At 64.0% G+C, this 12,617-nt stretch carries 12 protein-coding genes; 8 read left to right on the plus strand and 4 right to left on the minus strand.

What is annotated here, in order from left to right; all coding sequences use genetic code 11:
* Positions 1 to 453: 453 nt before the first annotated feature.
* From pgi to uraH, 3 genes are read right to left on the minus strand one after another with little or no spacing between them, the layout of a single operon-like run.
* Positions 454 to 2,115: a glucose-6-phosphate isomerase gene (gene pgi / locus ACKODO_RS05045; protein ID WP_408982361.1), complete on the minus strand. Its 1,662-nt coding sequence runs from the start codon at positions 2,113 to 2,115 to the stop codon at positions 454 to 456.
* Positions 2,112 to 3,545, minus strand: a complete 1,434-nt coding sequence (gene puuE, locus ACKODO_RS05050; RefSeq protein WP_408982362.1) for an allantoinase PuuE — start codon at positions 3,543 to 3,545, stop codon at positions 2,112 to 2,114. Before puuE ends, pgi begins: the two co-directional genes overlap by 4 nt.
* A 3-nt stretch (positions 3,546 to 3,548) precedes the next feature.
* The gene (uraH, locus tag ACKODO_RS05055; RefSeq protein WP_408982363.1) at positions 3,549 to 3,905 is read right to left on the minus strand and encodes a hydroxyisourate hydrolase; all 357 of its coding nucleotides are present in this window, start codon (positions 3,903 to 3,905) and stop codon (positions 3,549 to 3,551) included.
* A gap of 147 nt (positions 3,906 to 4,052) precedes the next feature.
* Between uraH and ACKODO_RS05060 the strand changes: the two genes are divergently transcribed.
* Positions 4,053 to 5,402: a lyase family protein gene (locus ACKODO_RS05060; RefSeq protein ID WP_408982364.1), complete on the plus strand. Its 1,350-nt coding sequence runs from the start codon at positions 4,053 to 4,055 to the stop codon at positions 5,400 to 5,402.
* Here ACKODO_RS05060 and ACKODO_RS05065 read toward each other — a convergent pair.
* The gene (locus tag ACKODO_RS05065; protein WP_408982365.1) at positions 5,389 to 6,333 is read right to left on the minus strand and encodes a ring-cleaving dioxygenase; all 945 of its coding nucleotides are present in this window, start codon (positions 6,331 to 6,333) and stop codon (positions 5,389 to 5,391) included. The two genes, ACKODO_RS05060 and ACKODO_RS05065, sit on opposite strands and share 14 nt — an antisense overlap.
* A 189-nt stretch (positions 6,334 to 6,522) precedes the next feature.
* On the opposite strand from ACKODO_RS05065, the gene ACKODO_RS05070 reads away from it, so the two are divergent.
* From ACKODO_RS05070 to ACKODO_RS05100, 7 genes are all read left to right on the plus strand, one after another.
* Positions 6,523 to 7,137, plus strand: a complete 615-nt coding sequence (locus ACKODO_RS05070; protein ID WP_408982366.1) for a ribonuclease D — start codon at positions 6,523 to 6,525, stop codon at positions 7,135 to 7,137.
* A gap of 107 nt (positions 7,138 to 7,244) precedes the next feature.
* Positions 7,245 to 7,928 (plus strand): LPS export ABC transporter periplasmic protein LptC, encoded by a 684-nt coding sequence (lptC, locus tag ACKODO_RS05075; protein ID WP_408982367.1) that lies wholly within the window; start codon positions 7,245 to 7,247, stop codon positions 7,926 to 7,928.
* Complete coding sequence (locus tag ACKODO_RS05080) at positions 7,925 to 8,560, plus strand: LptA/OstA family protein (protein ID WP_408982368.1); 636 nt, start codon at positions 7,925 to 7,927, stop codon at positions 8,558 to 8,560. The genes lptC and ACKODO_RS05080 overlap by 4 nt, the downstream gene beginning before the upstream one ends.
* Before the next feature lie 85 nt (positions 8,561 to 8,645).
* A complete protein-coding gene (gene lptB / locus ACKODO_RS05085) occupies positions 8,646 to 9,488 on the plus strand; it encodes an LPS export ABC transporter ATP-binding protein (protein ID WP_408982369.1) in 843 nt (280 codons plus the stop codon).
* Between the two features lie 188 nt (positions 9,489 to 9,676).
* Positions 9,677 to 11,215, plus strand: coding sequence for an RNA polymerase factor sigma-54 (gene rpoN, locus ACKODO_RS05090; protein ID WP_408982370.1), 1,539 nt, complete (start codon positions 9,677 to 9,679; stop codon positions 11,213 to 11,215).
* A 128-nt stretch (positions 11,216 to 11,343) separates the two neighbouring features.
* On the plus strand, positions 11,344 to 11,916 hold the full coding sequence (gene hpf, locus ACKODO_RS05095; protein WP_408982371.1) for a ribosome hibernation-promoting factor, HPF/YfiA family: 573 nt from the start codon (positions 11,344 to 11,346) through the stop codon (positions 11,914 to 11,916).
* An 83-nt stretch (positions 11,917 to 11,999) separates the two neighbouring features.
* Positions 12,000 to 12,464 (plus strand): PTS sugar transporter subunit IIA, encoded by a 465-nt coding sequence (locus ACKODO_RS05100; RefSeq protein ID WP_408982372.1) that lies wholly within the window; start codon positions 12,000 to 12,002, stop codon positions 12,462 to 12,464.
* Positions 12,465 to 12,617 lie beyond the last annotated feature (153 nt).

A 12,617-nucleotide genomic window follows, 5' to 3' on the forward strand; every position in this document is an offset into this window, starting at 1 on the left:
ATCATAATCTTCGCTCTTCGTCATGGAATTGGCGCGGCCATATGGGAAATGCGGGATAAAGATATCCTGGCTCTTTAAAAATGGTCTCATAGCGACTGCCAGGAATTGTAACTTTGTGAGATAAGGCCGTACAAAAACCGATAGGAAGATATGCTAACTCCTGACATACAACTATTTTCTGTTCATGCTTGAAATGGCGAAAATGTAAGTCACGGGAACGGCGATTGGGGAAACGAGATAGAATTCTATCGCGCCAAGTCGGCAATTTGAGATCATATTCTCGTGTAACTAAACAAGCCCCCAAGGCCAACCAGCGTGATTGTCCTCCATTTGACCCTGCGGCCAGTTTTCCGAAGCCCTCATCACCCGCTTCGTCAATGTATGCCGTAAAATTATGCATGATACCTTGAAAGCGCTTTGCTGTTGCAGGTTAACCCTTTCCCCCTGCCAAAATCAACTCAAACCTCTCACCGCCCGCAGCAGCCCCGCGGTCGAGCCGTCCAGTGCTTCCAGCCCCTCGCCGGTTTTTACCGGACCCTCGAGCTTCGTCGCGAGTTCTTTCCCCAGCTCCACGCCCCATTGGTCATAGGCATTGATGTTCCAGATTGCGGCCTCGACGAAGACGCGATGCTCGTAGAGCGCGATGAGCTGTCCCAGCACGAAGGGCGTGAGCTTCTCGAAGAGCAGCGTGATCGACGGCCGGTCGCCCGGGAAGACGCGATGCGGATTGCCGCCAGCCTCGGCAAGCGTGCGTCCGCGCATCAGCGCCTGCGATTGCGCGAGGCAATTCGCGATGAGCAACGGCTGATGCGCGGATAGAGCTTTTTCAAACGCAAGATCTTCACGCGAACCGGAAGCCGCTTCGCTTGATTTTGCTTTGTGTGCCGGGTCATCCTCGCCCTTCGCGCCGAGCAGGAACTCGACCGGGATGATATCCGTTCCCTGATGGATGAGCTGGAAAAAGGCGTGCTGGCCATTCGTGCCCGGTTCGCCCCAGACGATCGGGCCGGTGACCGTCGTCACGGGCTCGCCCTCGCGTGTCACGCGCTTGCCGTTCGATTCCATGTCGAGCTGCTGGAGATAGGCAGGAAAGCGTGAGAGGCGCTGGGCATAGGGAATGATCGCGCGGCTGGCATGGCCGCAGAGATTGCGATGCCAGATGCCGATCAGGCCGAGCAGCATCGGCAGGTTCTTCTTCGGTTCCGCTTCGCGGAAATGCCGGTCCATCGCATGGCCACCTGCAAGGAATTCCGCGAAACGCTCCGGCCCGACAGCGATCATCAGCGGCAGGCCGATCGACGACCAGACCGAATAGCGCCCCCCAACCCAATCCCAGAAGCCGAACATGCGCGAGGCCGGAATGCCGAAGGCCTCGACCTTCTCGCGCGCGGTCGAGATGGCCGCGAAATGATCGGAAACCGCCCGTTCGCCCAAGGCCCTGGCCAGCCAGGCCCGCGCCGAGCGGGCATTCGTCATGGTCTCGATGGTCGTGAAGGTCTTCGACGCCACGAGAATGAGTGTGCGCGCCGGATCGAGCCCCTTCAGCACATCCGCGAGATGCGCGCCATCGACATTGGAAACGAAATGCAGGCGCGGGCCATCATGAAACGACCGGAGGGCCTCCACCGCCATGACGGGACCGAGATCGGACCCGCCGATGCCGATATTCACGACATCCGTGAAGGCACCGCCCGCGCCGGCGATCTTGCCGCCGCGCACGTCCCTCGCAAAGGCGAAGCAGGCTTCGCGCATGGCGAGCACATCCGCCATCACATTCTGCCCGTCCAGCGTGAACCCCGCGCCCTTCGGCGCGCGGATCGCCGCGTGCAGCACCGCGCGATTCTCGGTGAGGTTGATCGGCTCGCCCGCGAACATCCGGTCCCGGAAGCCCGTGACACCCGCGGCCTCGGCCAGCGCGAGGAGAAGGCGGCGGGTTTCCCCCGTCAGCCTGCACTTGGAATAATCCATCAGCAGGCCATCAGCTGAGGCCGAGAAGCCCTCGAAACGCGCCTGATCCTCCTCGAACAGGGCGGCGATGCGCGTGCCGGCGAGGCCGGCATGATGCGCGCGAAGCGCGGCCCAGGCGGCATCAAGGGCGGAAGAATGTCGGGTCATGCGGTTTCCGGCAGGATTTCGCCGAGGCGAAGGCGCGCAATGCGTTCGATCTCGTCGAGAGCGGTGGCGAATTCTTGGGTAGGATTATTACCGATTCGTGTTTTAAAACCACGCAAGACATCCTCCTTGCTCCGGCCCTTCACGGCGAGGATGAAGGGGAAGCCGAATTTCGCCTTGTAGGCCTCGTTCAGCCGCGTGAACTCCATGAGTTCCGCTGGCGTGAGGCGATCGAGCCCGGCGGAAGCCTGTTCCTTCGTCGAATCTGCCGTAAGCTGCTTCGCCAGCGCGAGCCGCCCCGCAAGATCGGGATGCGCGAGGATCAACGCGCGCTTCTGTTCGTCGGTCCCTTCCCGCATCGCCTTGACCATCGCCGCGTGAAGGCCCGGCGCGGAATTGGTCCCGGCACCGAGGCCCGCCGCGAAAGCCGCCTCCGCCACCCAGGGCGAATGCTCGAAGACGCCGCCGAACCTTTCGACAAAGAGCGCCTTCGGCATCGTGGACGGCTTCCAGCCTCCGGCCGGCGCATGGGTCATCACCCAGTGGCGCGCGATATCCAGACGGGTCGCGACCCACGCCTTCTCGTGGCTCTTTACGTAATCGAGGAAGCGCGCGAGCGCCGCCGCGCGTCCGGGGCGCCCCACAAGACGGCAATGGAGCCCGATCGACATCATCTTCGGGCTCGTTTCGCCTTCGGAATAAAGCGTGTCGAAACTGTCCTTGAGATAGGCGAAGAACTGATCGCCCGCGTTGAAGCCCTGCGGCGTGGCAAAGCGCATGTCATTCGCATCGAGCGTGTAGGGCACGATGAGGAACGGCCCCGTGCCGCCACGCGCATTCGGCCCCTCGACGTAATAAGGCAGTTCATCGGCATAGCTGTCGGCGGAATAGAGGAAACCGCCCTCGCCTTGTGTGAGGCGTAAAGTATTGGCGCTGGTGCGGCCCTGATACATGCCGAGCGGCCGCTCTCCCGCGACCTCCGTGTGAATGCGCACGGCTTCCGCGATGTGCTTTGCCTCGTCCTCGGCGGAAAAATCGCGGTAATCGATCCATTTCAGGCCGTGGCTGGCAATTTCCCAGCCCGCCTCGTTCATCGCGGCCACTGCATCCGGGTGGCGCATCATGGCATGCGCCACGCCATAGACGGTCACCGGCATGTTGCGATCGGTGAACAGGCGGTGGAGCCGCCAGAAACCCGCGCGCGAACCGTATTCGTAGATCGATTCCATGTTCATGTGGCGCATGCCGGGCCATGCCGCTGAGCCCACGATCTCCGAGAGGAACGCCTCTGAAGCGGCATCCCCATGCAGGATGTTGTTCTCGCCGCCTTCCTCGTAATTGATCACGAATTGCACGGCGATCCGGGCGCCGCCCGGCCATTTCGCATGCGGAATGTTGCGGCCATAGCCGACGAGATCTCGCGGATAGGTCATTCTTCAGCTGCCCCGATAGGTGGAATAGGACCACGGCGTGCACAGAAGCGGCACGTGGTAATGTCCCGAGGCATCCGCGATGCCGAACTGGATCGGCACATGCTCCAGGAAGGCGGGATCGGGCAGGTCGAGGCCCAGCCCCCGGAAATAGGCCCCGACATGAAAGCGCAGCTGGAAGCGACCTGTGCGCATCTCCTCGGGCCCGAGAATAGGCCCGTCGGTGCGGCCATCGGCATTGGTGGTGAGGGTCTTCAGCGCCTTCCAGCCGCCTTCGGCCCGGGTCTCGAGAAGCTCGATCACCATGCCGCTCGCGGGCCGGCCATGGGTGGTGTCGAGAACATGCGTGGACAGGCGCCCCATGCCATCCTCCGGAAGTGTCGCGGGATAAGGATTGCGGAGCGCCGACCATCCGACGGCGAGATCGCGGCGTCAATTCCGGCTTGTGCGGATGGGCGTTTTCCTGTCGGTTGATCCCGCCTGTTTCGCCCGGACCACTCGAGAACCGCCATGAGCCTATCCCCGCTCGATAACCGCCTGCATCAGGGCCTGCTCGGCGACCCGGTGATCGCGGCCCTGCTTGGGGAGGAGGCGGAACTCGCCGCGATGATTCGCGTGGAGAGCGCGCTGGCCACGGTCCAGATGCGGCTCGGCATCATCCCGCAGGAGGCGGGTGGCGCGCTGGTGAAGGGCCTTGGCGGCGTCACGGTTCGCCCGGAAGAACTTGCAGGCGGGATCGCGCGGGACGGCGTCATTGCGCCGGCTTTCCTGCGCGCTCTGCGTGCCCAATTGTCAAGGGAAGCGGGTGGCTGGCTGCATTGGGGCATGACCTCGCAGGATTTGACCGATCTCGCCCTCGTTCTGCGGCTGCGGGAGATCGTGCAGATCATGGATCGCCGGCTCGCGGCGCTGATCAGGCGGCTCTCGGACCTTGCGAAGGCGCATCGCGACACGCTCTGTGTCGCCCGCACGCGGATGCAGGCGGCTGCACCCACCCTGTTCGGCCTGAAAGCCGCGCAATGGATGGCGCCGCTGCTGCGCCATCGCGAGCGCCTTGCCGAAGTCCGCCCCCGTCTGCTCGTGGTGCAGATCGGCGGTGCGGCGGGCAATCTCTCGGTCTTCGGAGATCAGGCGCTCGCCGTGATGGATGGCCTCGCCGATGAACTGGCGCTCGGCCGGGCCGAGCCCTGGCACAAGGGGCGCGATCGCCTGATCGAATTCGGCCAGATGCTCGCGATGATCGCCGGCTCGCTCGGCATGATCGGCGGCGATCTCGCGCTTCTCGCGCAGGGCGAGGTGGGCGAGGTGGGTTTCGCCGGTGCCGGTGGTTCCTCGACCTTGCCGCAGAAGCAGAACCCGGTCCTTGCGGAGATCGTGCAGTCGCTGGCGCGCTACGCGGGAGGCGAGGCGGGCGCGCTGCATCTGGCTGGCCTGCACCTGAACGAGCGGGATGGCGCGGCCTGGACGCTGGAATGGCTCGCGCTTCCGCCGCTGATCGCCACGACGGGCGCTGCGCTCCTGCGCGCGGATGAAATGCTCGCCGCCTTGCGCGTCGATGCGGGCCGCATGCAGGCGAATATCGAAGCGACACGCGGTCTCGTGCTCGCGGAAGCCGCGAGCTTCGCGCTCGCGGCGCATCTGCCGCGCCATGAGGCGATGGCGCTCGTGAAAAAAGCGGTCGAAGCCACGTTGGGTTCCGACCGCTCTCTCCTGGATCATCTCGCGACGATGACGGAAGTTCCCGTGGATTGGGCGGCCGTGGCGCGGGCCGAGGCGATGGTCGCCCCGGCGCGCGCGCTGTTGGACCGGCTGATCGCGCGGGCCGAAGCCGATCTCGACACGAATCTCACAGCGGGGTAAGACCCGCCTCGATCTCGGCCCGCTTCGGATCGAGGAAGGGCGGCAGCGAGAGGGCCTCGCCCATCGTTTCCTTCGGCTCGTCGGCAGCGAAGCCGGGGCCATCGGTCGCGATCTCGAACAGCACGCCGTTCGGCTCCCGCACGTAAAGCGAGCGGAACCAGAAGCGATCCACCGGACCGGATGAGCGCAGGCCGATTTCGGCGTAGCGCGCGAGCCAGTTCGTGTAATCCGCATCGGCCGAGCGGAACGCGACGTGATGCACGGCGCCCGCACCCTGAATCGCCGGCTGCTTTCCGGGTTCCACCGCCACATGCAATTCGGCCGCAGGGCCGCCCTCGCCCATGCGGAAGACATGGATGCGCGAAGCCTTGTCATCCGGGTTCTCGAAATCCCGTTCCTCGCGCATATCGTAGACGCCTTCCACGAAGAGCTTGGTGCGGCGCAGTTCCGGCACGCTCATGCGGATGGGGCCGAGGCCCCGGATCTGGCAGGCGGCGGGCACGTCGGTCTTGGCCCAGGCATGGGCGTCGCCCGTGCCGCCATCATCGACGAGGCTGAGGCGCTGCCCCTCGGGGTCTTCGAAATCGAGAGTCAGCCGACCGTCGATTTCCCGCACCGGTGTCAGCGGCACGCCGGCAGCCGCGAGACGCTTCTCCCAGTAGGCAAGGGCATCCGCTCCGTTCACGCGGAGCGCGGTGCGGGTGATGGAATGCGTGCCGCGTCGCTCGGGCGGCAAGGGGAATTCGAAGAAGGTGAGATCCGTGCCGGGCGAGCCCTCGCCATCCGCATAGAACAGATGATAGGCGGATGTGTCGTCCTGGTTGACGGTCTTCTTCACCAGCCGCATGCCGAGAAGCCCGGCATAGAAGGCGTGATTGTTCTTCGCATTCGCGGAGATCGCGGTGAGATGGTGGATACCAAGCAGATGCATGGGAAAATTCCGGGGGCTGAAATTGCTTTATCGCCTATATAGAAAGGCGGATCAGATTTGTCGTTTGCACAAACACAATCAGACCTTGGCCCTGGGCGGTGATCCGGCCCTTGCCTCGCGATGAAAGGTTGAGCCCAAACAAGAACGGGCTAGAGAGGAACAGGTTTCTTTGCCGGAGGTGTTTTCCGCATGATCATCCGCCTGCACAAGGGCGACCTGCCCGCCCCGGTCCCGGCCGGATCGGTGGTGGCCATCGATACCGAGACCCTGGGCCTTAACCCGCATCGCGATCGGCTCTGTCTCGTGCAGCTATCGCTGGGCGACGGCACGGCCGATCTCGTGCAGATCGCGCCGGGTCAGAGGAAGGCGCCGAACCTCGTGAAAATGCTGAAGGAAAAGTCGATCCTGAAGCTGTTCCATTTCGCGCGGTTCGATCTGGCGGTGCTGCAGCATACCTTCGGAATTCGGGCGAGCCCGGTCTATTGCACCAAGATCGCTTCGCGCCTTACGCGCACCTATACGGATCGCCATGGCCTGAAGGATCTCTGCCGCGATCTGATCGGCGTGGAGATTTCCAAGCAGCAGCAAAGCTCGGATTGGGGCGCGGAGACGCTGACGGAAGCGCAACTGGCCTATGCGGCCTCCGATGTTCTGCACCTTCATGCGCTGAAGGCGAAGTTCGATCCGCTGCTCGTGCGGGACGGCCGGAAGGACCTGGCCGAGGCCTGCTTCCATTTCCTGCCCTCGCGGGCCGCGCTCGACCTTCTGGGCTGGCCGGAGACAGATATCTTCGCGCATGTGTGAGGATGGCGCGGGCGGGAATGGAATATTCGTGTTTCCTGCGCCATAACTCCGCCGCGAGCATGCCGGATATGCTTGGAATTCCTGGATGAGAAAAGGCTGTTCTTCGCGTGTCGTTTCTGGCGCCCCCCTCCTCCCCTCCCCGGTTTCCGGCCCTGCCGGGGGCCTACGCGCATCGTCCGGAATTCGTGGTGGCCGCGCGCCATTCCCGGCGCGTGCGCTGGCTGAAGCGGCTCATCCCGCTCGCCTGCGGGGGATTCGTGGTGTTTCTCCTGGCTCGCACAGTGCTGGGTTTTCTGGTGAGCGTGCCGGTGAACATCGCCGGTTCCGTGTCGATCGAGGACCGGAAGATTGTCGTCGAAAAGCCGAAGCTCTCCGGCTTCCGCCGCGATGGCTCGTCCTATGAGGTGAACGCGCAGAAGGCCCTGCAGGACTTGCGCAACCCGAATGTCGTCGAGATGTTCACGCTCTCGGCGCGCGTGCAGCAGGGCCGGCAGGGCTGGACTGATTTCTCGGGCGATGGGGGCACCTATGACAGCAAGGCCGAGAAGCTGAACCTGCGCGGCAATGTGCGCGTGAAGAGCGACAGCGGCACCGAGGCGAAGCTCGAGGAAGCCGAAATCGAATTCAGGGCCGGCACGGTTGTCTCCAACAAGCCGGTCGACGTGCGCATGCAGGCGGGTCAGGTTTCAGCCGATAGCTTGCAGGTGCTGGAGAATGGCCACAAATTCGTGTTTGAGGGACGCGTGCATTCCGAATTCGTGAATGCCCCTCCGGCCGGAAAGACTGAATGATGATGCAATGTCCCTTCCCGAAGCTTCTGGTGGCGCTGGCCGCCGGCCTTGTCCTGGCTGGCGCGGCCACCGCCCAGGATGCGACCCGCCGCGGCAATGCCGGCACGCCGTTCCTTGGCTTCGGCTCGAACAGCCGCGAGCCGGTGAAGGTGGATGCGAACCGCCTGGAGGTCTTCGACAAGGAGAGCAGGGCGGTCTATTCGGGCGATGTCGTTGCCGTGCAGGGCCAGAGCACCCTGCGCTGCGCGAGCATGATCATCTCCTATGCCCAGGCGCGTGGCGGCGGGGCTCCGGCGCCGGGTTCAACCTCCATCCAGCAGATCGAATGCGAAGGCCCTGTTTCGCTGCTCTCGGGCACGCTTTCGGCCACCTCGCAGAAGATGGTCTATCATGCCGCGAGCGATACGGTGACGCTTTCGGGCCGCGTGGTCATCGCCGATTGCGACAATGTTCAGCGCGGCGAACGGGTGGTCTATGATGTGAAGACCGGCCGCGCGAAGGTCGATGCCGGCCCCACGGGCCGCGTTCAGGGCGTCTTCACGCCGGGCTCCGAGGCGCCGGGCGGCAACAACCGCAATGCGGGCAACACACCGGCGCGTTCGAAGGAATGCCCGGAACCGGCCCGGCCCTGAGCCCATCGCGCTGAGCAGGTGACGATTGCCTGAAGCGGCGATAAGCGAGAAATCCAATCTTTCCGTTCGTTCGAGTGTTTTACCGGTGTTCCAATCCCTCCTGCACCTCCTGGGCAAGAAGCCGGCCAAGCCCGCCGCGGGGCAGGGTCCGGGGGCGATCGGCCTGCGCCTTCGCAGCCAGCCGGATACCAAAGTGACGCATTCGATCGACGTTCTCGCGGCGGAATCGCTGGGCAAGAGCTACGGCAGGCGCAAGGTCGTGAAGGATGTGAGCCTCTATGTGCGCCGAGGCGAGGCCGTGGGCCTGCTCGGCCCGAACGGCGCGGGCAAGACAACCGTGTTCTACATGATCACGGGCCTCGTGCCGGCCGATCACGGGCGCATCCATCTCGATGGATTCGATATCACCGGCCTGCCGATGTATCGCCGCGCGCGGCTGGGAATCGGCTATCTGCCGCAGGAGGCGTCGATCTTTCGGGGGTTGACGGTGGAGCAGAACATCCGCGCCGTGCTGGAATCGGTCGAGCCCGATTCGAAAAAGCGCGAGCGCGAACTTCACTCCCTTCTGGATGAGTTTTCGATCACCCGTCTTCGGCATTCGCCCTCGATCGCGCTGTCCGGCGGCGAGCGCCGACGCTGCGAGATTGCCCGCGCGCTGGCGGGGCGCCCGCATTTCATGCTGCTCGACGAGCCTTTCGCCGGCATCGATCCAATTGCGGTGGGGGATATTCAGGATCTCGTCAAGCACCTGAAATCACGCGGGATTGGTGTTCTCATCACAGATCATAACGTCCGCGAAACGCTTTCGCTCATCGACCGCGCCTACATCATCCATTCCGGCGAGGTTCTGATGGAAGGCCAGCCGCATGAGATCATCGCCAGCCCGGATGTGCGCCGCCTTTACCTCGGCGAGGATTTCCGCCTCTGAGGCCTTGCAGGCCGGGCCAGCGCTTCGCCGCATGGCGGAATTGCATGGCTTCACGCGACGGCTTGCGCAAGCCGGTGAAAGTTTCGGCTTGCCCTTCAGAGTTCCGAAATTAAGTATCTGCAATAAATGTGCCGAATCAGGTTTCGCGCAGGAGGCGCGATTCACGGAATTCGGGAAGAGGCAAGTCGATGGCCCTTGGCCAGAAACTGATGATGCGCCAGAGCCAGTCTCTGGTGATGACGCCGCAGCTGCTGCAGGCGATCAAGCTTCTCCAGCTCTCGACGACCGAGTTGCAGGCTTTCGTCGAGACCGAGCTCGAGCGCAACCCCCTGCTCGAGCGTGACAGCCGCGACGATGAGGGCCCCATCGCGCCGGATGCCGGCCCGATGGAGCCGGCTCGCGCCGAGGCGACGCCCGGCGACTGGGCCAGCGAGGACATGCCGGCCGACCGCGCCACGCTGGAACGCGAGACCGGCACCAGCTTCGAGAACGCCTTCCCCGATGAAGCGGTGGTGACACAGGACGGCCCGCAGGCCGAGAGCGCCTACTGGAACCTTTCCGGCGGTTCGGGCCGCGGCCCCTCGCTCGATGACGACGATCCGAACCTCGAAGCCTATATCGCGGCGGGCAACACGTTGCACGAGCACCTCGCAAGCCAGCTCGGCTGTTGTGATACGGATGATCTCACCCGGCTGATCGCCGGCCAGATCATCGACCAGATCGACCAGACCGGCTATCTCCTGGAATCGCTGGAGAGCCTCGCCGAGCGCCTCGGCGTGCCTCTGAGGCGCTGCGAGATCGCGCTGGAAGTGGTGCATGGCTTCTCGCCCACCGGCGTGGGTGCCCGCAACCTCGCGGAATGCCTGCGCCTGCAGCTGCGCGAGCGCGACCGGCTCGACCCTGCGATGGATGCCTTCATCAGCCATCTCGATCTTCTGGCGAAGCGCGAATTTGCGGCTCTTCGCCGCGCCTGCGGGGTGGATGAGGATGATCTCGCCGACATGATCGCCGAGATCCGCCGGCTCGATCCGAAGCCCGGACTCATTTTCGGCTCCTCGATGATCGATGCCATCGTGCCGGATGTCCATGTGCGCCCGGCATCCGATGGCGGCTGGCAGGTGGAGCTGAATTCCGACGCGCTGCCTCGCGTGGTCGCCAACCGCTCCTTCTATGCCCGGGTCTCCAGGAACCCGGACAAGGCCGCCCGCAGCTTCGTGGACGAACACTGGACCAACGCGAACTGGATCGTGCGCAGCCTGGAGCAGCGCGCGCGCACCATTCTCAAGGTCGCGACCGAGATCGTGCGCCAGCAGGATGCCTTCTTCACTTATGGCGTGGCGCATCTCAGGCCCTTGAACCTGAAGATCATCGCGGATGCCGTGCAATTGCACGAATCGACCATCAGCCGCGTCACGGCCAACAAGTACATGGCGACGCCGCGCGGATTGTTCGAGATGAAGTATTTCTTCTCGACCGCGATCGCGGCCAGCGACGGCGGGGCCTCGGTTTCGGCGGAAGCCGTGCGCTTCCGCATCAAGCAGCTCATCGATGCCGAGGAAGCGCAATCGATCCTCTCGGATGATGCGATCGTCGACAAGCTCAGGGAAATGGGTATCGATATCGCGCGGCGCACGGTCGCCAAATATCGGGAAGGGTTGGGAATTGCCTCCTCCTCGATCCGCCGGCGCGAGAAACTTGCCGCAATGCCTCGCGCGAAAGCGGGTTGATCCTGCGTTAGGCACGATGCTTCGGCCCGTTCAGGGATTGGCTGCTTTCGATTGACGAGCCCTGCCAGCCGGACGTAGCCTTTCCCATCGCCTCTGGGGAATCGGGGGCGTGAACAGGGGAGTCGATCATGGAAATCCGTGTTTCCGGCAAGAACATCGATCTCGGAGAAGTGCTGCGCCACCAGGCCGAGCATCGTCTCAACGAAGTGATCCGGAAATATGTCGATTCCAACTTCACCGGCCATGTCACGGTCTCGCGCGATGGCATCGGCTTCAAGACCGAATGCGCCGTGCGCTTCGATCATGGCCCGGTGATGCATGTGACGGGCGAGGCGCCCGATGCCTATCAATCGCTCTCGGTCGCGATCGAGCGGATCGCGAAATCCCTGCGCCGCTTCAAGCGCAAGAAGGACAAGCACGGCGCGGATCGCGTACTGATCAACGGCTTCGACACCAGCCCGCCGGCCGCCTTCGACGAACCGGAGGACGACGAGGATGATGTGGTCGCCACCACAGGCGCCGGCGCGGTGATCATTGCCGAGGCCGTGGCGAATGCCCCGCGCCACAGCACCACTTCCGCCGTGGAGGCCTTCGAGAAATCGGATCTCCCGGTGCTCGTGTTTCGAAACGCTGGCACCGGCCGCGTGAATGTGCTCTACCGCCGTAAGGATGGCCATTACGGCTGGGTCGATATCGGCTGATAGAGGCGGGGCGAAAAAGCCCTCAAGGTGCAACTTCCGGGTCGGCGTCGCAGAACGGCACGCCGCCTGCTTGGTCAGGTGTCATGGCGCTTACGTCACTCCTTGTTCCGGAGGCCGTGCTTTCGGATCTGAAGCCCAACGGCAAGAAGCAGCTCCTGCACGAGCTGTCCCTGCGTGCGGCCGAAATCAGCGGTCGCCCGGAGCGCATCATCTTCGATCAACTGCTCCAGCGGGAGCGTCTCGGCTCCACCGGCATCGGGCAGGGCGTCGCGATCCCGCACGCGGCGATTCCCGACCTGCCGCACCTCTTCGGGCTCTTCGCCCGGCTCGGACGGCCCGTGGACTTCGAATCGGTCGATGGCCAGCCGGTGGACCTGGTCTTCGTGCTTCTGGCGCCGGAAAGCGCGGGCGCCGATCACCTGCAGGCGCTTTCGCGCGTGGCGCGGTTCTTCCGCTCGCCCGCGCAGGTGCAGATGCTGCGGCAGGCGGATGACCCTGCCGCGCTCTTTGCCATCCTGACCTCTGAATCCTCGCCACGCGCCGCCTGAGGCCGCATGCCCCTGTCATTGGCCGCGTTCGGCCCCGGCCTTCGTTTCGCTCATCTTCCTGCCGTGTGACGCTTCCGAGAAGCGATCCGTCAGCGCCATGATGAGGCCAGACACCACGAAGACCATATGGATCACCACCACGGCCATCAGGTC

It is taken from the genome of Rhabdaerophilum sp. (genome assembly GCF_046092605.1).
Taxonomy (GTDB): domain Bacteria; phylum Pseudomonadota; class Alphaproteobacteria; order Rhizobiales; family Beijerinckiaceae; genus Rhabdaerophilum.

Coding starts and splice junctions, on each gene's coding strand:
- puuE (WP_408982362.1), bottom strand. CDS start 3,545: ATGACCTATCCGCGAGATCTCGTCGGCTATGGCCGCAACATTCCGCAT.
- ACKODO_RS05080 (WP_408982368.1), top strand. CDS start 7,925: ATGATGATGCAATGTCCCTTCCCGAAGCTTCTGGTGGCGCTGGCCGCC.
- uraH (WP_408982363.1), bottom strand. CDS start 3,905: ATGGGGCGCCTGTCCACGCATGTTCTCGACACCACCCATGGCCGGCCC.
- ACKODO_RS05065 (WP_408982365.1), bottom strand. CDS start 6,333: ATGCATCTGCTTGGTATCCACCATCTCACCGCGATCTCCGCGAATGCG.
- ACKODO_RS05060 (WP_408982364.1), top strand. CDS start 4,053: ATGAGCCTATCCCCGCTCGATAACCGCCTGCATCAGGGCCTGCTCGGC.
- rpoN (WP_408982370.1), top strand. CDS start 9,677: ATGGCCCTTGGCCAGAAACTGATGATGCGCCAGAGCCAGTCTCTGGTG.
- ACKODO_RS05100 (WP_408982372.1), top strand. CDS start 12,000: ATGGCGCTTACGTCACTCCTTGTTCCGGAGGCCGTGCTTTCGGATCTG.
- pgi (WP_408982361.1), bottom strand. CDS start 2,115: ATGACCCGACATTCTTCCGCCCTTGATGCCGCCTGGGCCGCGCTTCGC.
- hpf (WP_408982371.1), top strand. CDS start 11,344: ATGGAAATCCGTGTTTCCGGCAAGAACATCGATCTCGGAGAAGTGCTG.
- ACKODO_RS05070 (WP_408982366.1), top strand. CDS start 6,523: ATGATCATCCGCCTGCACAAGGGCGACCTGCCCGCCCCGGTCCCGGCC.